Genomic DNA, 23,784 nt, shown 5'->3' with positions numbered 1-23,784 from the left:
CCCCCGCGCCGCCGGCCTGCACGTAACATCGCGTCTGATCAGTGCCTTGCCCCGCGAGGTGTGGCATGTTCCTCGAGCCAATTTGGCGGCAACGGGATGGTGTGGAACCACTCGCGCGATATTTGACCGTAGAACGGCGCCTTGAGCACCGGCGTTCCCCCGCCGAACCGGGCGGCGGCCGCGGAGGCTCGCCTGACGTTCAGCCACCAGCCCCCCGTCCCCCGGGAGGCGACGATCCGGCCGCCTTGGACGATACCCACGTTACGGTTCGTTGCTGGCATATTACTGGTCGTCCACACCCGACCGTGGAAGTGAACTGTCGCGTCGATGTTGGACCACTGCTCGCGCATAGCCGGCCGGCCAAGGTCGTCCGGGCCCAGGTAGACGCCTTGCTCGTCAATGGCGAACAACAGTTCCCGCCGCAACGCGCTGCTCACGCGGTGGTGTGCCGTGGCGAGGAAGATGACCTCGAACAACGCTCCAATGATGAAGAACAAATAGCGGACGGACAGGTCCTGCAAGCCGATCACGATGGCTGTCACCGGCAACAGGCTGTACAGCGCCAACGTCAGTCCGGTGCGGAGCCGGCTCCGCCGAACCTCGTACGGCGAAGCGGCATCCATTCTCATGGCTACAAGATAACGACTACCGCGACAGCTTCTCGTCGTGCGTAGGCTCACGGCTGTGCGCCCGTTGCTGATCGCCGAGACGGTGATGCCGCCGCCGACCTTCGTCGAGTGGCTGACCGGCGCGGGGTTACTGGCGTGGAGCCCTCGATCGCTGCACGTGTTGAACTCGGACCTGACCGTCGCGCTGGCGTGGGAACCCTCCGACGACTACCGGATGCACGAGAGCGCAGCCGTCGTATCCGACGACTGGGTCATGGTCGGCTTCGCGACCGACCAGGGTGACGCCGAACAACATCTCCTACTCTCCACCCGCACGCTGCGCCCGCAGACCATCATGGATTACGGCATCGACATGCCACAGAACTCCATCCGGCCCATCGGCGGACGCGGACAGTGGATGACACACGACGCCCGCACCGGTGTGGTCCGGATCTGGCAGTTACGGGAGCCGCACACGGATGAGGTCGAGGGCCAGCTAACACTGCTGTAGGCAGTGCTGCTTCATCCCTTGATCGTTGGCAGCTGAGCTGTTCGACGCGCCGAGCGGTGCACTGCTGAGCTGCCACCGATCGCCGCCAGCACTCAGGCGACGCGCGCCAGCCGGAAGCGCTCGGTCACCACCAGCGTGTCGTCGTCCACTGTGAAGTCGGGGTCGCCCAACTCGGCGCGTACCTCCGCGCTGTGCCAGAACGTCTCGTGCCCCGCACGCCACTGCGCCACCGACTCGTCACCCTCCCCCTCGGCCAGGGCGTGTGCCAGGTCGACCTCGGCGAGCCGGATCACCCGTACGTCGGTCAGCTCGATGGCTGCGACCCGCCGGCCCGCGGAGTCCACCACGGCGGACAGTTCGCCCACCTCGGGCAGCGGCTCGTTCGCGCACTCGTAGCCGACCAGCAGGCCGGTCGTCGAGGTCTTCGCCCCGGACAGGATCGCGCCCACCAGCTTGTCCCGTAACGGTCCGGGAAACGCGAACTCGGCGAGCGGAAGATCATCGAGGTCCATCCGCGCAGGGTACGCGATCAGGTGCGTCGTGAGGAACCGTCGTCGACATGCTCGCGGCGACGTGGCACGGTCTGGTCATGGCCACCTATGACGTCGCCCTCGTGCTGCTTGTCGATCCGTCGGGCGCGGTGCTGCTGCAGCACCGCGACGAGGATGCGGCCGTCTCGCCGGGCCAGTGGAGTTTGCCGGGTGGCCACATCGAGCCCGGTGAGTCGCCGGAGGCGGCGGCCCGCCGCGAACTGCTGGAGGAGACTGGTCTGACAGTGGGTAAGCTGCACCCGCTGTGCAGCGGTCCTCGTCCGTACGAAGCGGGCTTTCCCCACACCGTGACCGTCCACGTGTTCCGCGGCACCACCGCGGCTCGGCAGGAGGACGTGGTCCTCGGTGAAGGGCAGGCCATGGTTTTCGTGCCCCGGGACCAGGTGCTCGATCGTGAGCTGGCGGTCTCCACCGCACTGGTCCTGCCCATGATCTAGCGTCGGGTACGGCTACGGCGCGGTGATGGCCTCCCGGTCGCGGGTCACGCAGTACACGTCGCCGGCGTTCGCGGCGTGCGGCAGTTCGTGCAGGTGCGTCGCCAGGTCTGCCGCGGGCATCCAGCGTTGGAAGGTCATCGACTTGTCGTCGCCCAACGCGACGTCGAAGCCGTCGAAGCCGAGCGCGGTCAGGCGATCGAGACATCGGTACGCGACCGCACGCGCGATGGTGGTGAACTCGAACGACAGCGCGGGCAGTGCGCGGCTCAGGCCGGCCAGCACCTCGTCCTCGAAACCCTCCACGTCGATCTTGGCGAAGGTCGGCACGCCGTACGTCTCGATCAGCGCGTCGACGGTGACCACCGGGACCTCGATGTCGGCATCCCACACCTCGCCCTCCCACCCACCCGCGCCCTGCGCCGCCCGCACGAAGTCCGGTGAGGCGGTCGACACGGTGGGGTTGGCGGAGTTGACGTGCAAGCGGGTGCGCCCGGGGAGCGCGCCACAGGCGGCATCGACAACTGTCACCTGGTCGTCGTCGGCGTAGATCGCCCGCAGGGCGCGCAGACACAGCGGCTGCGGTTCCACGGCGACGACCCGGGCGCCGAGGCGCCGGAAGCTGGCGATGTGGTCGCCCACGTGGGAACCGATGTCGAAGACGAGGTCTCCGCTGCTGACGAAGCGGGAGTAGAAGGCGTCCATCCTCGCGTCCCGCTCGGGATCGCCGTAGTAGACGTCCAGCGACCGGTGCAGCAGGGACAGGGCCGGGTCGGTCCGGAGCGCGGCGATCCTGGTCTCGGTGGTAGCCGTCATCTGTCTGGGTCCAGTCCGTGAGAGAGGTGGCCGGGCTTACGGTCCGAAGGCGGTCAGGAACCGGTCCCGGAAGGCGTCCATCCGCCAGACCGGTGCCTCCGGCCCGGGCTTCAGCCCGTCCTGCCAGCCCCACCCGGAGATCCGGTCCAAGACGGCCCGGTCCCGGGTGATGATCGAGATCGGGACGTCGCGGCTGGCGTTCTCGCCGGTGACGACCGCGGCGGGTTGGTGGTCACCGAGGAAGATGAACACGAGGTCGTCGTCCCCGTAGGTCCGCACGTAGGAGGTGAGCGCGCCGAGGGTGTACTCGATGGACTTCCGGTAGTCCGCCCGGATCTGGGTGGTGTTGCGGCGCTTGTCGTCGGACCTGCCGGCCGCGCGGTAGACCGCGCCGTCGCCGACGTCGGCCCAATCGAGCAACGGCGGGACGGGCGTCCAGGGCGCGTGACTCGACACCAGCGCCAGCTCGGTCATCACGTTGCCGTCGCGCTTCGCCTGTTCCAGGCGCTGCCAGCTGGCCAGGGTGTACTGGTCGGGCGGGGTGCCGAAGCTGAACTTCGGGCCACGGTACGCGAGCGTCTTGGCGTTGTAGAACCGGTCGTAGCCGAAGAAGGAGCCCTCCGGCCACGCCTTGGTGACGGCGGGCATCACGCCGACGGTCTGCCAGTTCGCCCGTCGGAAGGCGCCGTTGAGGGTCATCCGGTCACTGGCCAGCAGGGTGCGGTGCCGTTGGTCGTTGTCGATCCAGAGGCCGGAGAGCAGCGTGTCGTGGGCGAGCCAACTGCCGCCGCCGAAGGTCGGCGAGGTGAGGAAGCCGCTCTGCGCGGCGAAACCCGCAGCGCCCAGTTCGCTGGTGCCGCGGTCGAGGACCGCACCGACCTGCGGCGCGAACTCCGGGTCCTGGACGGCGTCCCGGCCGTAGCTCTCCACGAAGGCGACGACCACGTTCTTGCCGCGCAGCGCGGTCAGGAGCTGGTCGCCGGGGGTGTCGCCGAACCTGTCCGCCTCGATCAGGGCACCGAACGTCTCGCGGTCGTCGAGACGCAGGCGCACCTGGAAGCCGTGCCCGTTGGCCAGGGTGGTCGCGGAGGTGTCGGCGACCGGCACGCCCTCGACCACCCGCACGTTGAACGCGGCGCAGGCCACCCAGACGACGACGAGCGCGGCCACGATCCGGGTGGTCCCGGTGCGGTGCCGGACCACCAGCCGCCGCAGTCGCCGCATCGACAGCGTGACCAGGGTGGGTAGGCCCACGACCACCACCGCCAGGGTGATCGCGGCGCCGATGGCGGCGGGTCGACCGTACGACTCGCTGAGGAAGGCGAACCCCTCGTCGACGAGCGCCCAGTCGAGCACCGGATCGAACGCCCGGCTCAGCGAGGCGGAGAACCCCAGGTCGAGCAGCTTCAGCAGGCCGAGCAGGCCGAGCGCCACGCCGGCGAGCGTCGCGACCAGTCGGCTGCCACGCGACGGCAGGGCGAGCAGGAGGGCCACGACCAGCAGCGCCTCCAGGGGGATCCGCACGAACGCCGCCGGGCTGAGCCGACCGAAGTCGTACGGCACGGTGAGGGCGAGCAGGACGAGCAGCGCGGCCAGGACGGTCGTCAGCCGGGCCGCGATGGAGCGTTTCGGTCGGCCCTCGGCTTCGCCGCCGTCGGTGGCGGTGGCGGTGGCGGTGACGTCCGAGACTTCGCCTCTCATCGATCTCCGTCCCTGGTTCGGCAGCTGACGTACGCGCGTCAAGAGCGACAACCCGGGCATCCTTCCATGATCTTCGTTGCGGGCGGGATCCGGGCGGCTCAGACGCGGGCGATCCCGCGTCGGGCGACGGCGACCGTCTGGCGGTCCGCCCAGGGCAGCCCATCCGTCCGGCCCGAGCCCAGCGCCGCCGCGGTGCTCGGGGCGCTGTGGCTCACCGGGCTGCTCGCGTGCACCATCACGCCCGGAGCGCCGTGGACGACTGTGTGGCGGAGGTGACGGGTCGTCCAGAGCCACGCGACGTCCCGCCCGAACGACTCGACCAGCAGCGCCAGTGACGCCAGCAGCACGATGGTCGTCAGTGGCCCGGGCAGCGCGTCGCCCATCGCCACCGCCAGCACCACGCCCTGGATGGCGGCGACGACCTTGCGCCAGTAGCGCGGCGGCAGGGATCCGCGCATCCACCCCAGCACCCAGCTCGCGGCGACGAAGACGTACCGCATCGCGCCGATCGCGAGCACCCAGCCACCCACCGAGGGGGCCACGTGTAGGCAGAGCACCAGGACCAGGAAGGAGTCGATCTCCATGTCGAAGCGCGCGCCGAGTTCGCTGGTGGTCCCGGTGCGGCGGGCCGTGTACCCGTCCACGGCGTCGAGGGCCAACGCCACGCTGGTGAGCACGACCATCAGGGTGATCGGCGCCGACCGGCCGAACGAGTCGGCGGCCAGGGCGGTCACGCCGCCGACGAGGATCGCCCGGCTCAGGGTCACCCGGTCGGCCGGGCTGAGCGCACCCGCGCCGGCGCGGGACATCCCCCGGCTGAGCAGGGCGCACAGGGCCACCCCGTACGCCAGCCCCGCCACCCAGCCCGCCGCGCCCAGACCGACTGTCTCCGCGAGCACCGCCAGCAGGACGATCTGCGCGAGCAGTCCGATGACCGGACCAGTTCGAACCGTTGACATCGTGCCTCCGCGACTCTGGTGGGTGACCCTGACCGTCATCACGGAAAATATGACCGATCGGTTCATTCTGAACGCGACCTGGCAGGGCGCCGCAGAGGGACGTGCCCGCTCGGTGGCCGGTTAATCGTCCACCCTGGGCAGCTCGTCGCCGGCCGACCACTGGGGGTCGATCGGGCCGGTGCGGGTCAGGACGTCGGCAGGGTGAGCACGTCCGCGCCGTCGTCGGTGATGGCGATGGTGTGCTCGCTGTGCGCCGTCCGGCAGCCCGTCGCGCTGCGGAGGGTCCAGCCGTCGGCGTCGGTGACGAGCGCGGCGGTGTCCGCCATGACCCACGGCTCCAGCGCCAGCAGCAGCCCCGGGCGCAGCCGGTATCCGCGGCCGGGACGCCCCGTGTTGGAGACGTGCGGGTCCTGGTGCATGGTCGACCCGACGCCGTGGCCGCCGAACTCGGTGTTGACCGAATATCCCGCCGCGTTGAGGACCGAGCCGATCGCGTGGGAGATGTCACCGATGCGGACGCCGGGACCGGCGGCGGCGATCCCCGCCCGCAACGCGCGCTCGGTCGCGTCGATCAGCGCGACGCTCTCCGGGGGCCGCACGTCTCCCACGATGAAGCTGATGGCCGAGTCCGCGACAACTCCACCAAGGGAGACGGCGAGGTCGAGCGAGAGCAGGTCGCCGTCGGCGAGTGGGTAGTCGTACGGCAACCCGTGCAGCACCGCGTCATTCACCGACGTGCAGATGTAGTGGCCGAACGGCCCGCGTCCGAAGGACGGCTCATAGTCGACGTAGCAGGACTGCGCCCCGGCCTCGGTGATCATGGCTTGTGCCCACTGGTCGATCTCCAGGAGGTTGGTGCCGACCACGCAGCGGCTCTTCAGCGTCTGCAGGATGCCGGCGACCAACGCGCCGGTGTCCTTCGCTCGCAGCACGTCGGTGGGGCTCAGGATCTCGATCATGCAGCGCCTTCCTCGGACCACCAATAAGTATCCCGGCCATATTATCCCGGTACTAGAATCGGGGCATGGTCAGGTTGCCGCTCACCCCCGCAGAGCTCGAACGCGGCCAGCGCCTCGGCGCCCTCCTGCGCCGAGCCCGTGGAGAGCGTTCGATGCTCCTCACCGCGCTGGACGCGGGCGTCTCGCCGGAGACCCTTCGCAAGATCGAGTCCGGCCGGATAGCCACCCCCGCCTTCCCGACCATCGCGGCGATCGCCGACGTCCTCGGCCTCTCCCTCGACGCCGTCTGGTCAGAGATCAACACGTCGGCCGGCAGCGCCGAAATCCCCCGACCGACGCGCACCGCACGCGAACGGTTGGCGTCCTAGCGCACTGGCGTCGAGCCGGTTGACGCCGCCGCGGGTGGGCCCGGTGCGGTCAGGACCCGAGTGAACTGCGGGCTGCCACTGCCCTGCCAGCGAGCGCTTCCGCTGCCGGCAATGCGCTTCCCACGATAGAAAACCTAACAGCGATTCCTCCCGATCGGTATCGGGCAGACGCCCGACTGCGCAGGTCAGTGGCGGTGGCTAGGTTCGCCCAATGCCCACCACCATGATCAGTGCGGAATCCGCAGGCACCTGGACGCTCGGCGACCTGAGCGTCAATCGGATCGGATTCGGCGCCATGCGCCTGACGGGTAACGGTGGCGCGGCGAGCGACCGCGCGCGGGTCATCGGAGTGCTACGCCAAGCGGTCGACCTCGGTGTGAACCACATCGACACGGCGGCGTTCTACTTCTCGCCGCTCCGGTCGGCCAACGAGTTGATCAACACGGCGCTGTCGCCGTACGCCGACGACCTGGTCATCACCACGAAGGTCGGACCGGGCCGCGACCCCTCGGGAGTGTGGCTGCCGCTGGCCCGGCCCGATCAGCTGCGTGGACAGGTCGAGGAGAACCTGCGCCAACTCGGCCGCGACCACCTGGACGTCGTGAACCTGCGCCAGGACGGACTGGACTCGGTGGCGGAGCACTTCGGCGCGCTGGCCGAGCTACGTGACGCCGGACTCATCCGGCATCTCGGCCTGTCCAACATTCGTCCGCACCACCTCGCGCAGGCGCAGGCGATCGCCCCGGTGGTCTGCGTGCAGAACACGTACGGTGTCGACACCCGACGTACGCAGGACCAGTTCGTGCGTACCTGCGGTGAACAGGACGTCGCATTCGTGCCGTTCTTCGCGATCGCCGGCGGCGGACGTGAGGCCGGCGGCGTGGCCGCCAACACGGCAGTCGAGGCCATCGCGCGCACGCACGGCGCGACGCCGGCTCAGGTGCGGATCGCATGGACCCTCAGCCGTGGCCCGCACCTGCTGGCCATCCCCGGTACCGGCAACCCCGATCACCTGGTCGAGAACCTGGCCGCCGGGGCGCTGGTCCTGTCGCCGGACGAGTTGGCCAGCCTCGACTAGCGGCCCCCGGCAGGATGCACCGAGAACTGGTCCCGGTCGACGAGCGACCGGGACCAGTGGGTGGTGCGCTCAGGAGGCGGCGATGCCCTCCATGCCGATGCCGTCGGCGAACTTCGGCAGGCCCTCCACGGTGGTGACGAGCTTCAGGGACCCGTCCTCGCCCACCTCGTAGCCCTGCACGTTGCCGGCGGTGGCGTTCTGCACGTACAGGAAGCCGTCGCTGGTGGTCATGTCGATCGCCCCGCCACCGGTGTCGGCGGCGACCTCCTTGACGAGGTGGAGCTTGCCGTCGTCGTCGACCCGGTACGAGCTGATGGTGGAGCTGCCGGCGTTGGCGACGAAGAAGTAGTCGCCGACGCGCTGGATCCAGCAGGGCGCCTGCTGCCCGTTGGGCACCGACGGCCCGACCTGGTCGAGCGCGCCGTCGTCCTCCAGCTCGAACCGGCTGACCGCGTTCGCGCCCGACTCGGTGACCAGCAGCGAGTCCTCGCTGTCGAAGGTGAAGCCGAACGGGGTGTTCCCCGCGTCGCTGATCACGGGGTTGCGCGACAGTTCGCCGTCGCGACCGATCTCGTAGCTGAACATGACGTTGGCCATCTTTGTCGACACCAGCACGAACTCGCTGTCCGGGTCGATCTTGACCTGGGCCGGGGCGGTCCCGAACGCGGGCGGGTTGCCGTTGTGCAGCCCGAGCGACCGGTTGGCGTCCTCGATCCGCGACAGGCGCCCCTTGTGCAGCTCGAAGCCCTGCACCGAGCCCTCGCCACCGGCGTTGAGGACGTAGACGAGGTCACCGCGGGCCGCGACGCTTACCGGCAACAGACCGCCGGACCAGATGACCTGGAGCTTGTGCAGCTTGGTGCCCTCGACGCCGAAGACCGTGACGGTGTTGCTGCCCGCGTTCACGGCGAACAGCAGCCCCTTGTGATAGGTCAGGGAACCCTGTGAGGCCAGCGCGTCGAGCGGCGCGCCGATGGTGAAGCCGCCCAGCCCACCGGTCTCGTACTCACCCGCCTTGCTGAGACGGCCGTCCTCGTCGCGGTCGTACACCTTGATGGTGTTGCCCTCGGCCTTGTTGGTCTGGACGAAGACCGCGCCCTCGTCGCCGTGCTGGTAATCACCCCCCTTGCGGTCGTCGTGGTACCCAGGGCCACCGCCATCGGCGGAGGCGGTCCCGGGGATCGATCCGATGCTGGTCAGACCTGCCAGGAGGGCTGCCGCGAACGCGACACTGCGCTTCATTACTGACTCCTTAAGCACCCGAAGGGAGGAATACGAGTTTTCCTCTGCTTCGAAAGCTATCGGAACAGCTAGGCGCATTGGTCGCACTTACCCTAAAGCGGTAATTTCATGTTGTTCCGGGGAACGACCAGACGTACGCGCAGATGTGGCCTACGGCGAAGCGGGGGTCCCGGGTCAGCGCGGGTCGGGCCACCACGGTTCGAGGATGGTCGGGTCGGCGACGTACCGCTCCACCTGCTCCCGCTGCTCCAAGGTGAGGGTCAGCGCCTGGAGGCGGGCGCCCCACTCGGGCACCCGCTCGGCCTTCTCCAACGCGGTCGCCAGCTCGATAAGGCCGGCCAGCGCCATCGCCTGCTCGACCACCGGCGCGTCCTCGGCACGACGGCGCATCCCCGAGTCGAGCGCCCGGTAGGCCGCCCGGTCGTCCATCTTGAACTCGCGCAGGATTCGCGCGTTGTCGAGCACCCGGGCCAGCCCATCGAGGTCCTTCGACCCGCCGTACTCCACGTCCTCCGGCTCGTCCCGCTGGATGAAGACGATGGTGTTGCCGGACGGGTCGACGATGCTGAACCGCGACGCCCCGGCCCGGTAGCGGGTCACCCGGGGCAGGCCCTTGACCAGCACCTTGCCGTAACTGCGGCGCATCGCCTCGGTGAACGCCGCGTGGTACGCCGCGACCGCGTCCACCATCACCAGACAGCCGCCGGAATGCTCCTTCGCCGGGTCCAGGTCCTTCGGCGCGGGGCCGTAGTGCAACTGAAGCCCACTCCACGCGAAGGCCAGATACACGTAGGGCTTGAGCTGTTCGTAGGCCACCTCGAACCCCAGCGCCCTCCAGAACGCCACGGTCTCCTCCGGCGCCGCGCAGTGCAGCAGCGGCACAGTGGTTTCGTTCGGCCGAACCTGGTCCTCATTGGGCGTCACGTGTCGCTCTCCGTCCCGTCGGCAGGCCGGCCATTGTGCCAGCACCGGCGACGGGCCTCGCCCGGTTTCGTCTCCTACCCAGGGAGGAGGCGCGCTCCGACCATCGGCCGCAACCGGGGCTCGCGGTCGGACGCGATCGGCGGGCGCGGCCACGAACATCTACAGGCATGACTACCGTTCTGCGCCGGGCGACGCACTGGAATCGCCCACTGATGGTCTTCGTCTCCGCGATGGCGGTGCTCGCCGTCGTGGCCGCCGTCGGCATTCTCGTCGATTCGCGCGTTCTCACCGGGGCGCCGATCTGGCTCAAGCCGTTCAAGTTCGCGGTGTCCTTCGTGCTGTACGGCGCGACGCTCGCCTGGATGCTCTCCCTGCTGCCACGACGCAGCCGGGCGGCCGAATGGGCGGTCACGATCATCATCGCGATGGCGGTGATCGAGATGATCGTGATCGTCAGTCAGGTGGTACGCGGGCAGGCCAGCCACTTCAACGGCACCTCCCCGTTGAACGGCGCACTGTTCTCGGTGATGGGCGCGGCGATCATGGTGCTGTTCCTCGCACACCTCCTGGTCGGCATCGTGCTGCTGATCCGGCGGATCCCGGATCGGGCCGCCGCTACGGCCGTCGGGTGGGGGCTCGGCCTGTCGCTGCTGGGCATGCTCGCGGCGGTGCCGATGGTGCTCCCCATGCAGGAGCCGGGGATCGACGGGATCTCCGGGGCGCACAGCGTGGGCGTCGTCGACGGCGGACCGGGACTGCCCGTGGTGGGCTGGAGCACCACCGGCGGTGACCTGCGGATCGGGCACTTCGTTGGCCTTCACGCCCTCCAGGCGCTGCCGATCCTGGCGATCCTGCTGAGCCGGTTCGCGACGCGGCTGGACGAGCGCACCCGCGCCCGGCTGCTGGTCGTCGCGGGCGGCGCGTACGGCGTACTCACCGTGCTGTTGACCTGGCAGGCCCTGCGCGGACAGCCGCTGCTGCGGCCGGACGCCGTGACGCTCGCCGCGGTCGCGGCCCTGGCGGTCGCGACGGCGACCGCGACCGCCCTGGTGCTGGCCCGCCGACGTCGCCCGGAACTGGCGTTGGCAGCGTGACCGAGACGCTGTTCTCCCTGACGTTCGCGGTGGCCGCGCCGTTCTGGGCGCTGATGATCCTGCTGCCGCGCTGGTCGTGGACCTCCCGGATCATCGCCTCGCCGCTGATCGTGCTGCCGGTCGTGGTGATCTACGCGCTGCTGGTGCTGCCGGCGTTCGGCGACGTGCTGCCGGCCGTGACGTCGCCGACCCTGGCCGGGGTGCGCGACCTGCTCGGCACCTCCGACGGGGCGGCGGCGGGTTGGGCGCACATGATCGCGTTCGATCTGTTCGTCGGACGGTGGGCGTGGTTGGACAGCCGGGATCGGGGGGTGCCGGCGCTGGTGATGGCTCCGGTGCTGCTGCTGACCATCCTGCTCGGACCGCTCGGCCTGGCCGCGTACCTCGCGGTCCGCACCCGGTGGCGGCGGTCCACGGCCGTCGCCACCGGCCCGCAGCACCTAGGCTGAGCGCCGTGAGCTGGTCGGGGCGACTGTTCGACATGCGGGACACGCTCGTGCGCATGGTGCTGCTCGATCTCACCGGGCTGTGCTACCTGCTCTTCGTCCCACATTCCACCAGCAAGCCCACGACGACACAGTGGATCCTCGCGCTGCTCGCGTTCGCCGTGGCGCTGGCGGCCCACCGTCGGCCGGTGGTCAACCTGGTGGCGCAGGCCGCCCTGCTGGCGATCGCGATATGCCTGATCGACGACTTCACCATCAATCAAGTCGGTGCCAGCTGGGCGCTGCTCGAGGTCACCATGCGGGCGCGGCGTGCCCAGGTCATCTGGCTGGCCGCCGCGCTGCTGGCCGTGGTCGACCTGACCGACTCGATCGGCGACCCGCTCCGCCGGGTCGCCTCCGGCGTCGTCGGACTCGCACTGGAGGTCGGCGTGCCGGTGCTGCTCGGCCTCGTCATCCGCGCCAACCGGGAGCTGAGTCGGCAGGCCGTGGAGCGGGCCCTGGCCGAGCAACGCCAGCACGCGTCGGAGAGCCGCGCGGCCCGCGCCGACGAACGCAGCGCCATCGCCCGCGAGCTGCACGACGTGGTCGCGCACCACGTGGCGTCGATGGTCCTGCGGGTCGGCGTCGCCCGGCACGTGCTCACCGACCTGGACCCCCGGGTCGACGAGGTCTTCGACGACGTGCACGGCACCGGCACCGCGGCCCTCGCCGAGCTGCGCCGGCTGGTCGCGGTGCTGCGCAACCCCGACGGGGTACGCGGTGACGCGGCGCTGACCGCGATCGAACCCTCCGCGCTGCCGGCGGCGATCGGCGCGTCCATCGACCGGGCCCGGCAGGCGGGTGTCACGGTGGAGGCCGAACTCGACCCGGCGATCGGCGCACTCGACGCGGTGCGCGGCATGGCGGTGCTGCGACTGACCCAGGAGGCGCTGACCAACGTGGCCAAACACGCGGGGACGTCCGCGCTCGCGCACCTCGTGGTCGCCGTTCGGGACGGTTCCGTGCACTGGGAGGTCACCGACAACGGCCACGGCGGGGTGCCGGTGGGTGTGCCGGCCGGTGGTGGGCACGGCATCACCGGGATGCGCGAGCGTGTCGAGGTCCTCGGCGGTCGGCTGGAGGCGGGCCCGACCGACACCGGCTGGCGGGTCCGTACCGTCCTTCCGGCCGTGGCCCCCGCGCCGGTCGGGGCGGTGCCCGGCGAGCGGGAGGCTCCCGCCGGAACGCCCGCGCCGGAGCCGGCGTGATCCGGGTGCTGCTGGTCGACGACCAGCACCTCATCCGAGCCGGGCTGCGCATGCTCTGCGAGGCCCAACCCGACATCGAGGTCGTCGGGGAGGCCGACAACGGTCGGGAGGCGATTCCGCTTGCCGGGCGGCTCCTCCCCGACGTCGTCGTCATGGATCTGCGGATGCCCGGTGTCGACGGGATCACCGCGACCAGCCGGATCCTCGCCGAACGCCCCGCCACCCGCGTCCTGGTGCTGACCACGTTCGGCGACGACGACCACCTCTACCCCGCGCTGACCGCCGGAGCGTGCGGGTTCCTGCTCAAGGACGCGCCGCCGACCGAGCTGCTGGACGGCATCCGCCGGGCCGCCGTCGGTGACAGCCCGTTCAGCCCGGAGGTGCTGCGTCGCCTCGTGCAGCGCGCGGTGCACGCCCGCCCCGGGTCACCACCGACCCGGCCGGGCCTGACCGCCCGGGAACGGGACGTGCTGAACCTGGTCGCCGAGGGCCTGTCCAACACCGAGATCGCCGACCAGCTCCACATCGGTGTCACCACTGTCAAGACCCACATCACCAGCCTGATGACCAAGACCGACAGCCCCAACCGGGTACGCCTGGCCCTGTTCGCTCGCGGCGTCTGACGCTCAGGCCCGCATCCGCCCGGACACGGCGATGACGAGCACCAGCGGCACGACCAGCAGGGCCGGGGCGACGACCGGCAGGTGCAGGGCGACCAGGGCGCCGACCGCCGCACCGACCATGAGGGCCAGCAGCACCTGGGCCTTGGGGCGCAGGCTGGCCCACGGGCTGCGCGCTGCGACGCCGGCGATCAGGCTGGTCAGCGTGCCGGTCAGGTACGTGGAGGACAGGCCGGACACGCCGAAGCGTTGGATCGCACTGCTCTGCACGCCCAGCGCGACAGCGGACAGCATCAGCAGCGCCAGATGGACGCGTGCGTCGGCGGTGTGGAGGGTGACCTCCCAGACGACGGCGAACACCACGAACACCGACAGCTCCAGGACCAGCGCCCAGGTGACCCGCCGTGGCCAGACCGGATCGTCGGGCTGCGCCGAGCCGACGACGCGGGCGCCCGCGAGGACACCGACGATGAAGCTGACGATGGCGCAGCCCGACGTCAGAGCCAGGTCGGCCTCGCCCCGGCCCGCCGAGAGCCCGAGCAGGACCATGTTGCCCGTCATCACGCTGGCGAAGGCGCCGCCGAGGGCGAGGAAACCGAGAGCGTCGGCGCTGCCGGTCAGGAAGGTGAGGACGACGACGAGCGCCTGACGTCGTCGCAGCAGGCGCTCGTCTCGGCGCGGGGCGACGTGGGGGTGGGTGACGCGGGGCGCTGTGCTCGACACTGTCGGCCACCTTCCAGTAATTGTTCTTCGTATACACTTTGTCCGGACACGTTCACGGAGAGGCGACCAGGTGGCTGAAGACCTACGGGACAAGCTCGGAGCGCAACACCTACCGCTCCGCGATCAGGTCCTCGCCGCGCTGCGGACCGCCATCATCGACGGCGACTACCTGCCCGGGGAACGGCTGACCGAGGACCGCCTCGCCGAGGACTTCGGCGTCTCCCGCAACCCCGTCCGGGAGGCGCTGCGCGTCGCCGAGGCCGAGGGGTTCGTCGTGATCCTCCCCCGCCGGGGAGCTGTCGTCGCCGCACCGAGCAGCGGCACCATCGCCGACATGTTCGCCGTGCGCGAGCGCCTGGAGGCGCTGGCCGCCCGGCTGGCCGCCGAGCGGGCGACCGCGGCGGACGTGGCGTCGCTGCGTGCCCTGCTCGACCAGGGCCGCGAGGCGACACAGCGCCACGACCTGGCCCGGGTCGCCGAGCTGAACAGCACCCTGCACCTGCGCATCCTCCAGATCAGTGGAAACCCCTGGCTGTCGTCGATCGCCAAGTCGCTCTACCTCCATGTCCAGTGGATCTTCCGGCTCGGGGCGGCCGAACGCGCGCCACACTCGTGGGCCGAGCACATCCAGCTCGTCGACGCCATCGAGTCAGGCGACGGTGACCGCGCCGAGCGGGCCGCACTCGACCACCTCGACGCGGCATCCGCCGCTGCCTACGAGAACGCCGAAGGCGGCTACGGCGCCCGCTGACGGCCGCACCGCCGGGGCGACCGCTAACGGCCGCACGCGTAGCCCTGCATCCCCCGGGGGTTCGCACCGGCGGCCAGCACGCCCGTCGCCGGGTCGCGGGTCACCGCGCAGAGACGACCGAGGCTCCACCCGTCGGTGACCCGCACCTCGTGCCCGTACGCCCGCAGCGCCGCCAGCACGCCCTCGTCGAGCCGGTCCTCCACCACCAGGACACCGGGCTCCATGTCCCGGGGGTAGAACGACCCCGGCACGCTGACCGTGTGCCACGCCGGCGCGTCGATGGCCTCCTGAAGGCTCTGCCCACCGACGAGGTGCCGCAGCAGGAACGGCAACTGCCACTGGTCCTGCTGGTCGCCACCGGGGGTGCCGCACGCCAACACCGGCTCGCCGTCGCGGTGCACCATCGTCGGGCTCAACGTCGTACGCGGCCGGCGGCCCGGCACCAGCGACGAGGCGAGCCCCTCCTCCAGCCAGAACATCTGCAACCTGCTGCCCAGTGGGAAGCCGAGCTCCGGAATCGTCGGGGAACTCTGCAACCAGCCACCGCTGGGCGTCGCGGAGATCATGTTGCCCCAGCGGTCGACCACGTCCACGTGACACGTGTCGCCGCGGGTCACCCCGTCCGACTGCACCGTCGGCTCTCCCGTCGTGGCATCCGTCGGCCCGGTACGCCGCGCGGCACCCTGTCGGACGTACGCCGGCAGGCGCGGCTGCGCCCCGTCCGGACACCCCGGCCGCAACTCCGCCGACGCGCGATCGCCGATGAGGGCGGCCCGCTCCCGCGCGTACTGGGGGGAGAGCAGCGCCTTGGCGGGCACGTCGACACCGTCGCCGTACCAGGCCTCCCGGTCGGCGAACGCGAGCTTGAGGGCCTCGACCTGGGCGTGCACGCCCACCGCGGTCGCCGGGTCGTACGCGCCCGGGTCGTCGAGGGCGTCCAGGGTGGCCAGTGACTCCAGCAGCACCGGTCCCTGGCCCCAGAAACCGGTCTTCGCCACCGAGTAGCCGTGCCAGTCGAGGGTGGCGGGTGCCTCCCAGCTCGCCGAGTACGCGGCCAGGTCGTCGCCGGTGACCAGCCCGGCGTGCGGGCGCCCGCTGGAGTCCTGGAACGGTCGCCGGCTGAACGCGTCGATCGCCCCGGCGACGAAACCCGTGCTCCAGGCCCGACGCGCGGCTTCGATCTGGGCCTCCCGGTCGACGCCGGCCGCCTGTCCCGCCTGGACGAGTCGGCGCAGCGTGTCCGCGTACGCCGGGTTGGTGACCATCTCCCCCGCGGCCGGTGGCCGGCCGCCGCGCAGCCAGAGCGCGGCGGACGTGGGCCAGTGTTCCTCGAACAAGGACCGGACGGCCGCCACTGTGTCACCGACCCGGCCCACCAGCGGGTGTCCGGCGCCGGCGTAGCCGATTGCCGGCTCCAGCACCTCGGCGAGGGTGAGCGTGCCGTGCTCGCGCAGCAGCAGGAGCCAGGCGTCCACGGCGCCGGGTACGGCCGCCGCGAGCGGCCCCGCGCCCGGGATGAGGTCCATTCCGAGGGACCGGAAGTGCGCGATGGTCGCACCGGCCGGCGCCGGCCCCTGCCCGCACAGCACCTTCGGTCGAGGGTCCTGTGCGGTGGCCACGATGGCCGGCACCTCACCGCCCGGCCCGTTCAGGTGCGGCTCGACGACGTGCAGGACGAACCCGGCGGTGACCGCGGCGTCGAAGGCGTTGCCGCCGCGTTCCAGGATGCCCATCGCCGCCTGGCTGGCGAGCCAGTGCGTCGAGGACACCATGCCGAAGGTGCCCTGCAGCGTGGGTCGGGTGGTGAACGTCATGACAACACCTCACTGGGATCTGCGGTGCGAACGTCGGGACCGGTGCCGTCCGGCCGGACCAGGTGGCAGGCGGCCATGCCGTCGCCGATGGCGGTCTGCGCCGGCACTTCCGTCGCGCACCTGTCGAAGGCGAGCGGGCACCGGGTCCGGAACCGGCAGCCGGACGGCGGGTCGAGCGCGGACGGCAGGTCGTCGCCGAGCAGCACCGGCTGACGGTGGCGCTGACGCACCGGGTCGGCCACCGGCGCGGCGGACAGCAGAGCCTGCGTGTACGGGTGGGCGGGCCGGGCGAAGATCCGCTCACGGCTGCCCGTCTCGACGAGTTGACCCAGGTACATGACCGCGATGTCGTCGGCCAGGTACTCGACAGCGGACAGGTCGTGGGTGATGAAGAGGCAGGCGAACCCGATGTCGCGTTGCAGGTCGGCGAGGAGGTTGAGCACCGACGCCTGCACTGACACGTCGAGCGCGCTTGTGGGTTCGTCAGCGATGAGCAGCATGGGCTCGGAGATCAGGGCCCGGGCGATGCTGACCCGCTGGCGTTGCCCGCCGGACAACTCGTGGGGATAGCGACGGGCCACCTCGGCGCGCAGGCCCACCCGTTCGAGTTGGGGAGCGACGCGGGCGTCCCGGTCGCGCCGGGAGATCCGTTTGCCGGCCAGCCGCAGCGGCTCGGCCACGATCTCGCCCACCAGCATGCGTGGGTCCAGGGACGCGGCGGGGTCCTGGAAGACGATCGACACCGCGCCGCGATGGGGGCGTAGTCGCCGTCGGGACAGGTGGGTGACGTCGGTGCCCGCGATCCGGACAGTGCCCGCTGTCGGTTCGACGAGCCGCACCACGCATCGGCCCACAGTCGACTTCCCGGAACCGCTCTCCCCCACCAGGGCCGTGACCCGGCCGCGCGGGATCGTCAGGGACACGCCGTCCACGGCACGCACCGGGCCGAAGTGCATCACCAGGTCCGCGATCTCCAGGGCGTTCGGCTGCGGCGTCATCGGTTCGCCTCCTGAGCTGCCGTCGGTGCCGTCGATGCCGTTGTGCAGGGGTGCCAACAGGCCGCGACGTGGTCGGTGCCGCCGATGTTCTCCAGGGGTGGGGCGGCCGCCCGGCACTGCTGGTCGGCGGCCGGGCATCGGTCCGCGAAGGTGCAGGCGTCGGGTTGGCTCGCCAGGACGGGCACCAGCCCGGGGATCTCGGTCAGCCGGTCCGTGCCGGCGTGCCGGCCCGGCTGCGGTGACGCCGACAGGAGCCCGGCCGTGTACCGGTGCCGTGGGTCGGCGAACAGGTCGTCCACCTGCGCCCGTTCCACCACCCGGCCGGCGTACATGACGACGACGCGGTCCGCGATGTCGGCGATCACGCCGAGGTCGTGGGTGATGATGAGGACACTGGTGCCGAGCCGGTCGCGCAGGTCCCGCAGCACCTGGAGGATGCCGGCCTGGACGGTGACGTCCAGCGCGGTGGTCGGCTCGTCGGCCACCAGCACCTTCGGGCCGCAGGCCACCGCCATCGCGATCATCACGCGCTGGCGCATGCCGCCGGATAGCTGGTGCGGATAGCTGTCGACCCGCTGGGCGGCGGACGGGATCCCGACGAGTGTCAACAGCTCGACGGCGCGTGCCCGCGCCGCCCGTCGGGACATCCGCTCGTGGACCTGGAGCACCTCGCCGATCTGCCGTCCGACGGTGAGCACCGGGTTCAACGACGTCATCGGCTCCTGGAAGATGTACGCGATCTCCCGGCCACGGACCCGACGCAGGGCCGATTCACGGGCCCCGACCAGTTGCGCGCCGTCCAGGCGCACCGAACCGGTGACCCGGGCGCTGCCCGGGAGCAGCCCGGCGATGCTCATCGCGGTGACGCTCTTTCCGCACCCCGACTCGCCCACCATCCCGACGATCTCCCCGGGTGCGAGGTCCAGGCTGACACCGTCGACCGCCGAGACGGTGCCGGTCTCGGTCGGGAACGACACTGACAGGTCGCGAATCTCCAGCACGGGCGCGGAGGCCGTGGTCATCGCCGGTCTCCCTTCGGGTCGAGGGCGTCGCGCAGGGCATCGCCGAAGACGTTGAACGCCAGCGCCAGACCCATGATCACGACACCGGGGAAGACGGCAGCCCACGGCGCGCGGGCGGCGAACTGCTGGGCGGTGGCCAGCATGGTGCCGAGACTGGGCGCCGGGGGTTGGATGCCGAGGCCGAGGAAGGACAGCACCGCCTCGCCGAGGATCGCCGCCGGGATGGCGACAGTGGCCTGCACCAGGATCACCGAGGTCGCGTTCGGCAGGATGTGCCGGGCCAGCACCCACAGATCACTCGCCCCGTCGACCACTGCCGCCGCGACGAAGTCCAGCGACTTGAGGCGCAGCGTGTCCGAGCGGACCACCCGGATCACCCCGGGGATCTGGGCGATGCCGATGGCCACCGCGGCGTTGCCGAGGCTGGCGCCTCGGATGGCCGCCAACCCCACCGCCATGATCAGGAACGGGAAGGCGAGCAGCAGGTCGGTGAAGCGCGAGATCACCGCGTCCCAGGCTCTGAAATAGCCGGCCGCCAGCCCGAGCGGCACCCCGATGACCAGCGACGTGGCCACCGCCAGGAGCCCCACCTGCAACGACGCCCGCGCACCGAGCATGATCCGGGACAGGACGTCCCGGCCGAGGTCGTCGGTGCCCAGCAGGTGCCCGGCGGTGCCGGGCGGTGCGAACGTACGGGCGAAGTCGGTCTGGTCGACCGAGTAGGGCGCGAGCCAGGGCGAGAGCAGCGCGACGACACCCGCCAGCGCGAGCACGACGAAGCTCACCACGGCGAGCGGGTTGCGACGCAGCCGCCGCAACACACGGGTACGCCGGGTGACATCGGCGGTGCCGGTCTCCGCCATCGGTACGGTGAGGACGGTCATGCCGGATCTCCCGTCACCCGGATGCGTGGATCGATGACCGAGTAGAGCAGGTCCACGAAGAAGTTGATCACGATGTAGGCCGCCGCGGTCAGTAGGACGACGGCCTGGATCACCGGGTAGTCCCGTTGGAACACCGCGTCGATGGTCATCTTGCCGAAGCCCGGCAGCCCGAAGATCTGTTCGGTGACGACAGCGCCCGAGATCAGCCCGCCGAGTTGGAGACCCACGACTGTCACCACCACGATGAGACTGTTCCGCAGGGCGTGCCGGGTGATGACGGCGCGCGGTCGCAGGCCCTTCGCCTTCGCCGTCCGCACGTAGTCCGAGGAGAGCGAGTCCAGCATCGCCGACCGGGTCTGCCGCATGATGATGGCGGCGAGGCCGGTGCCGAGGATCACGGCCGGCAGGATGATGTGGTGCAGGTTGTCCACGGGGTCCTCCAGGATCGGCACGAAGCCGGAGGCGGGGAAGAGCCCGGTCGCCACGGACAGATAGAGGATCGCGAGCAGCCCGAGCCAGAAGTGCGGCACCGACAGGCCGATCAGGGCCAGGCCGTTGGCGAGCCACTCCGCCGGACGTCCACGACGGACCGCCGCGATCACCCCGGCGCCGACCCCGAGCGCCGCCGCGATGACGATCGCCAGCACGGACAACTCGACGGTCACCGGTAGGGCGGTCGTGAGCATCGACGAGACCGGCGTACCGGTGCGGATCGACACCCCGAAGTCGCCCTGCGCCATGCGCTCCACGTACTGGGCGAACTGCACCGGCAGCGGCTGGTCCAGCCCGTAGTGCCGACGGATGGCCTCCAGGGCCTCCGGCGACCGGTCCTCCCCGGCCAGCGCCAGGGCCGGGTCGCCGGGGAGCGCCCGTACGCCGACGAAGACCACGATCGTCGACAACAGCAGGGTCAGCGCCGACTGCCAGGCGCGGGTGAGCAGATATCGGGCCACGACTGCCTACTTGCCGAAGCCGGCGAAGGCCGCCCGGATCACACCGTCCGGGAAGACCTGCAGGCCCTGGATCTGCTTGCTGACGGCCGTCAGGTTGCGCTGCCGGTAGAGGTAGATCAGGGCGTCGTCCTGCTGCAGCACTGTGACCGCCTGCCCGTACAGCTTCCTGCGCTCCTCGACGTCGCCGGCCTGGCGGGCCTGGGTCAGCAGGGTGTCGAGCTGCGGGTTGCTGTAGCCGGCGACGTTCTGGCTGGCGCCGGTGCCGACGAAGTTCGTGATGTTGGCGTCCGGGTCGATCCGTCCGCTCCACCCCAGTTGCAGCAGCTCGAAGTTGCCGCGGTCCTGCTCGTCGAGGAGCGACGAGTACTCCACCGGGTTGATCTTCAGGTCGAATCCGCCGTCCTTGACCATGGACTGCAACGCCTGGGCGAGGCGCAGCGTGTCGGGGGTGTTCGAGGCGAGCATCGTCACCGCGTACGGCGTCTGCACGCCGGCCTCGGCCAGCAGTTGCTTGGCCTTGGCGGGGTCGTGCGCCGGGCAGGTCTGGGCCTCGGCGGACGAGAACGTGCTCGCGGGCGAGATCGGGGAGCAGGCGGCGGCGTGCAGACCGTTGAAGACCGCGTCGACAAGGGCCTTGCGGTCGATGGCGTGCTCGAAGGCCTGCCGCACCTTGGCGTTCTGTGCGAGGGGGCGGTTGATGGGCTTGGCTGCGGTGCCGACGCCGTCGACGTTGCCGACGTTGATGGTCAGGCCCTGGTAGCCGAGGGACTGCGACTGGAGGACGGACACCGCCGCGTCCTGCCGGAGCGAGGCGACGTCCTGGGTGGAGATCGAGTCGGCCACCTGCGCGTCGCCCGAGCGCAGGTTGGCCGCGCGGATGCTGGCGTCGGTGAGGATCCGCCACGAGATGGAATCCAGGTGCACCTTGCTCGCGTCGTAGTAGTTCGGGTCCCGCACGACCTCGATGGAGTTCTGCGGCACCCGCTTCGCGAACTTGAAGGGGCCGACGCAGACCGGCGCCGAGGCGAAGTCGTCACCCCGGGTCCGCAGCGCCTGCGCGCTCATGATCATGCCGGCCCGGTCGGCGAGGGCCCCGAGCAGCGGCGCGAACGGCTGCTTCAGCCGCAGGACGACGGTCTGCGCGTCCGGGGTGTCGACGCCGTCGATGGGGCCGAGTTCGCTCTTGCGCGCCGACCGGGCGTTGGTGAGGTGGCGTTGCAGGGTGGCCTTCACCGCTGCCGAGTCGAACGCCGTGCCGTCCGCGAAGCGCACGCCGGGCCGCAGCGGAATGGTCACCGTCCGGCCGTCGCCGCTCGTGGTGGGCAGGGCCGTCGCGAGCTGCGGTACGACCTGCGCCTGCTCGTTGACGTCGTAGAGCTTCTGGCACATGGCCTGGAAGACGTAGCGGGAGTAGAGGCTTCTCGACAGCGTCGGGTCCAACGCGTCGGGCTCGGCGGAGAGGGCGATGACCAGCTTGCCGCCCTGCTTCACGGCGGCGGGGTCTGCGGGCGTACCGAAGGAATCCTGGCCTGCCGACTGGTCGCCGCCGGGTTGGCCGCCGCCTTCGCTGTTCGACACCGGTGAGCAGGCGACGACAGTGCAGACGACGGCGGCCGCCACGGCGGCGCTGAGCACCCGGCGGCGGGGCAGGTTCGTGTCGCGGACGGAGAGGTTCGTCATGGAGAGCTCCTCAAGTGGGCGATTCGGGGAGCGTATGTTGTATACGATGACCGCCGCAAGACCTCGATGAATGGCCCGACGGGCACTCCGGTTGCCCTGAACAAGCCCGCCCGGTGATCAGCTCGCGGGCCGCGTCCGGCCGCCCCGTACCAGGCTGAGAAGGACGACCAGGGCGAGCACCGCCACCACCGCGCTGAAGATCTCGCCGGCGGGGCGCAGCCCGATCGACTGGATCAGCAGACCGACCCCGACCGCGGGCACGCCGAGCATGGCGAACAGGATGGCGAAGAACGTCGACACCACCTCGGCCCGGCGCTGCGGCTCGGTCTTCATCGCGATGGTCGCGATGCCGTCGCCGACCGCCACCCCGGACGCGACCCCGATGATCGCCGCGCTGACGAGCAGCGTCGCCAGCAACGCCATCCACATGCTGAACGCGAGCAGACCCGCCCCCACGACCAGGCCGACGCACGCGCCGGCAAGCGCGGCGCGCGAGGACAGCACGCGGGTCAGCAGCTGACCGAACGCCGCGCCGATGAACGCCACGAAGACCACCACCGCGGCCACGGTGTGTGAGGTCTCGTGCAGGACCATGCCGAGGAACAGCCCGCTCACCGACGTGAGCACCCCGAGAGCGGCGAAGCCCGCGCCAGCGGTGATCGCCGAACGGACGAAGGCACCGCGGATGGCCGCTGGCACGCGCAACCGCTGCACCCGCAGGGTCACCGGCGAGCGCTCCCGGACCGTCTCCGGCACCCCGCGCAGCGCGATGATCGCGATCACCGCCAGGATCAGCACGATCACCCAGGGCAGCCGGAGCGGTTCGGGCGCCACGTCCGAAACGATCCCGGACAGCAGGGTGCCGGTGGCGAGGCCGCCCAGGTTCGCGAAGATCGACACGGTGGCGGCACGCTTCGGGTGCCGGGGGTCGATCAACTCTGCCAGCGCCGCGGTCGCCGCGCCGATGATCAGCGCGGCGGACAGCCCGGCGACGATCCGACCCACGATGATCATCGCCAGGTCCACGGCGGCCAGGAACACGGCGTCGGCGGCGACCGACAGCAGCAGCGCGATGAGGATGACCGGGCGTCGGCCGATCTGGTCGGAGAGCCGACCGAAGACCAGCAGCCCGACGACGACTCCCAGCGCGTACAACGCGTAGACCACTGTCACGGTCAACGACGAGAACCCGAACTCCATCTCGTACAGCGGATAGAGCGGGGTCGGCACTGTGGTGCCGACGAGCGTGATCCAGAACGCGAACGCGACACGCACCGCGCCGGACGTGGATGCGGACCGTGTCACCCGTACAGCATGGATCCCGGTCTCGAGTCGAGGTGCGGTAACTGACCTAATCGCCCGCATCAGGTGGCACGGTGGGAAGCGGCCCGCGCAGGACCG

23 protein-coding genes and 1 pseudogene are annotated in these 23,784 nt (G+C 70.7%); 9 read left to right on the top strand and 15 right to left on the bottom strand.

The window, feature by feature from the left end; genetic code table 11:
- Positions 1 to 38: 38 nt before the first annotated feature.
- Positions 39 to 629, bottom strand: coding sequence for a hypothetical protein (locus KBX71_RS20035; RefSeq protein ID WP_210819531.1), 591 nt, complete (start codon positions 627 to 629; stop codon positions 39 to 41).
- A gap of 55 nt (positions 630 to 684) precedes the next feature.
- Here KBX71_RS20035 and KBX71_RS20030 point away from each other — a divergent pair, with 55 nt between their 5' ends.
- Positions 685 to 1,119 (top strand): hypothetical protein, encoded by a 435-nt coding sequence (locus tag KBX71_RS20030; RefSeq protein ID WP_210819530.1) that lies wholly within the window; start codon positions 685 to 687, stop codon positions 1,117 to 1,119.
- A 92-nt stretch (positions 1,120 to 1,211) separates the two neighbouring features.
- Here KBX71_RS20030 and KBX71_RS20025 read toward each other — a convergent pair whose 3' ends face one another.
- Positions 1,212 to 1,631, bottom strand: coding sequence for an ASCH domain-containing protein (locus KBX71_RS20025; RefSeq protein ID WP_210819529.1), 420 nt, complete (start codon positions 1,629 to 1,631; stop codon positions 1,212 to 1,214).
- Positions 1,632 to 1,678: 47 nt separating this feature from the next.
- Between KBX71_RS20025 and KBX71_RS20020 the strand changes: the two genes are divergently transcribed.
- On the top strand, positions 1,679 to 2,107 hold the full coding sequence (locus KBX71_RS20020) for an NUDIX domain-containing protein (RefSeq protein WP_305798235.1): 429 nt from the start codon (positions 1,679 to 1,681) through the stop codon (positions 2,105 to 2,107).
- A 12-nt stretch (positions 2,108 to 2,119) separates the two neighbouring features.
- Here KBX71_RS20020 and KBX71_RS20015 read toward each other — a convergent pair whose 3' ends face one another.
- The 3 genes and pseudogenes from KBX71_RS20015 to map all read right to left on the bottom strand — a co-directional run bounded on the left by KBX71_RS20015 (position 2,120) and on the right by map (position 6,539).
- Positions 2,120 to 2,920 carry an FkbM family methyltransferase gene (locus tag KBX71_RS20015; protein WP_210819528.1) on the bottom strand — a complete coding sequence of 267 codons (801 nt, stop codon included), beginning with the start codon at positions 2,918 to 2,920 and terminating at the stop codon, positions 2,120 to 2,122.
- Positions 2,921 to 2,956: 36 nt separating this feature from the next.
- Positions 2,957 to 5,619 (bottom strand): annotated as a pseudogene (locus KBX71_RS34845) (CDP-alcohol phosphatidyltransferase family protein).
- 146 nt (positions 5,620 to 5,765) lie between these two features.
- The gene (map, locus tag KBX71_RS20000; protein ID WP_210819525.1) at positions 5,766 to 6,539 is read right to left on the bottom strand and encodes a type I methionyl aminopeptidase; all 774 of its coding nucleotides are present in this window, start codon (positions 6,537 to 6,539) and stop codon (positions 5,766 to 5,768) included.
- Between the two features lie 65 nt (positions 6,540 to 6,604).
- Between map and KBX71_RS19995 the strand changes: the two genes are divergently transcribed.
- Positions 6,605 to 6,907, top strand: coding sequence for a helix-turn-helix domain-containing protein (locus KBX71_RS19995; RefSeq protein ID WP_124820462.1), 303 nt, complete (start codon positions 6,605 to 6,607; stop codon positions 6,905 to 6,907).
- Positions 6,908 to 7,118: 211 nt separating this feature from the next.
- Entirely contained in the window at positions 7,119 to 7,985 is an 867-nt protein-coding gene (locus KBX71_RS19990) for an aldo/keto reductase (protein WP_247683787.1), read from the top strand.
- A 69-nt stretch (positions 7,986 to 8,054) separates the two neighbouring features.
- Here KBX71_RS19990 and KBX71_RS19985 read toward each other — a convergent pair whose 3' ends face one another.
- Entirely contained in the window at positions 8,055 to 9,227 is a 1,173-nt protein-coding gene (locus KBX71_RS19985) for a beta-propeller fold lactonase family protein (protein WP_210819524.1), read from the bottom strand.
- 174 nt (positions 9,228 to 9,401) lie between these two features.
- Entirely contained in the window at positions 9,402 to 10,151 is a 750-nt protein-coding gene (locus KBX71_RS19980; RefSeq protein ID WP_210819523.1) for a glyoxalase, read from the bottom strand.
- A 167-nt stretch (positions 10,152 to 10,318) separates the two neighbouring features.
- On the opposite strand from KBX71_RS19980, the gene KBX71_RS19975 reads away from it, so the two are divergent.
- The 4 genes from KBX71_RS19975 to KBX71_RS19960 are packed head-to-tail and all read left to right on the top strand — an operon-like array spanning position 10,319 to position 13,561.
- Entirely contained in the window at positions 10,319 to 11,245 is a 927-nt protein-coding gene (locus KBX71_RS19975) for a hypothetical protein (RefSeq protein WP_210819522.1), read from the top strand.
- Complete coding sequence (locus KBX71_RS19970; RefSeq protein WP_210819521.1) at positions 11,242 to 11,694, top strand: ABA4-like family protein; 453 nt, start codon at positions 11,242 to 11,244, stop codon at positions 11,692 to 11,694. The genes KBX71_RS19975 and KBX71_RS19970 overlap by 4 nt, the downstream gene beginning before the upstream one ends.
- A gap of 5 nt (positions 11,695 to 11,699) precedes the next feature.
- Positions 11,700 to 12,938: a sensor histidine kinase gene (locus KBX71_RS19965; RefSeq protein WP_210819520.1), complete on the top strand. Its 1,239-nt coding sequence runs from the start codon at positions 11,700 to 11,702 to the stop codon at positions 12,936 to 12,938.
- Positions 12,935 to 13,561, top strand: a complete 627-nt coding sequence (locus KBX71_RS19960; protein WP_210819519.1) for a response regulator transcription factor — start codon at positions 12,935 to 12,937, stop codon at positions 13,559 to 13,561. The genes KBX71_RS19965 and KBX71_RS19960 overlap by 4 nt, the downstream gene beginning before the upstream one ends.
- Before the next feature lie 3 nt (positions 13,562 to 13,564).
- Here the strand turns inward: KBX71_RS19960 and KBX71_RS19955 are convergent, their stop codons facing one another.
- Positions 13,565 to 14,281, bottom strand: a complete 717-nt coding sequence (locus KBX71_RS19955) for a YoaK family protein (RefSeq protein WP_210819518.1) — start codon at positions 14,279 to 14,281, stop codon at positions 13,565 to 13,567.
- A 70-nt stretch (positions 14,282 to 14,351) separates the two neighbouring features.
- On the opposite strand from KBX71_RS19955, the gene KBX71_RS34610 reads away from it, so the two are divergent.
- Entirely contained in the window at positions 14,352 to 15,032 is a 681-nt protein-coding gene (locus KBX71_RS34610) for a GntR family transcriptional regulator (RefSeq protein WP_210819517.1), read from the top strand.
- Between the two features lie 23 nt (positions 15,033 to 15,055).
- Here KBX71_RS34610 and KBX71_RS19945 read toward each other — a convergent pair whose 3' ends face one another.
- The 7 genes from KBX71_RS19945 to KBX71_RS19915 all read right to left on the bottom strand — a co-directional run bounded on the left by KBX71_RS19945 (position 15,056) and on the right by KBX71_RS19915 (position 23,688).
- Positions 15,056 to 16,846 carry a gamma-glutamyltransferase family protein gene (locus KBX71_RS19945; protein WP_210819516.1) on the bottom strand — a complete coding sequence of 597 codons (1,791 nt, stop codon included), beginning with the start codon at positions 16,844 to 16,846 and terminating at the stop codon, positions 15,056 to 15,058.
- The gene (locus tag KBX71_RS19940; RefSeq protein WP_112678145.1) at positions 16,843 to 17,844 is read right to left on the bottom strand and encodes an ABC transporter ATP-binding protein; all 1,002 of its coding nucleotides are present in this window, start codon (positions 17,842 to 17,844) and stop codon (positions 16,843 to 16,845) included. Before KBX71_RS19940 ends, KBX71_RS19945 begins: the two co-directional genes overlap by 4 nt.
- The gene (locus KBX71_RS19935) at positions 17,841 to 18,866 is read right to left on the bottom strand and encodes an ABC transporter ATP-binding protein (protein ID WP_210819515.1); all 1,026 of its coding nucleotides are present in this window, start codon (positions 18,864 to 18,866) and stop codon (positions 17,841 to 17,843) included. Before KBX71_RS19935 ends, KBX71_RS19940 begins: the two co-directional genes overlap by 4 nt.
- Complete coding sequence (locus tag KBX71_RS19930) at positions 18,863 to 19,750, bottom strand: ABC transporter permease (protein ID WP_247683785.1); 888 nt, start codon at positions 19,748 to 19,750, stop codon at positions 18,863 to 18,865. Before KBX71_RS19930 ends, KBX71_RS19935 begins: the two co-directional genes overlap by 4 nt.
- Positions 19,747 to 20,703 (bottom strand): ABC transporter permease, encoded by a 957-nt coding sequence (locus KBX71_RS19925; protein ID WP_210819514.1) that lies wholly within the window; start codon positions 20,701 to 20,703, stop codon positions 19,747 to 19,749. The genes KBX71_RS19930 and KBX71_RS19925 overlap by 4 nt, the downstream gene beginning before the upstream one ends.
- Positions 20,704 to 20,709: 6 nt before the next feature.
- A complete protein-coding gene (locus KBX71_RS19920; protein ID WP_210819513.1) occupies positions 20,710 to 22,383 on the bottom strand; it encodes an ABC transporter substrate-binding protein in 1,674 nt (557 codons plus the stop codon).
- Between the two features lie 117 nt (positions 22,384 to 22,500).
- Positions 22,501 to 23,688, bottom strand: coding sequence for an MFS transporter (locus KBX71_RS19915; protein ID WP_210819512.1), 1,188 nt, complete (start codon positions 23,686 to 23,688; stop codon positions 22,501 to 22,503).
- Positions 23,689 to 23,784: the final 96 nt, after the last annotated feature.

Source organism: Micromonospora sp. D93, from assembly GCF_018070365.1.
GTDB classification, from domain to species: Bacteria; Actinomycetota; Actinomycetes; order Mycobacteriales; family Micromonosporaceae; genus Micromonospora; species Micromonospora ureilytica.
The sequence above is the reverse complement of the archived record's forward strand: the minus strand, read 5'-3'. Positions and strand labels throughout refer to the sequence as shown.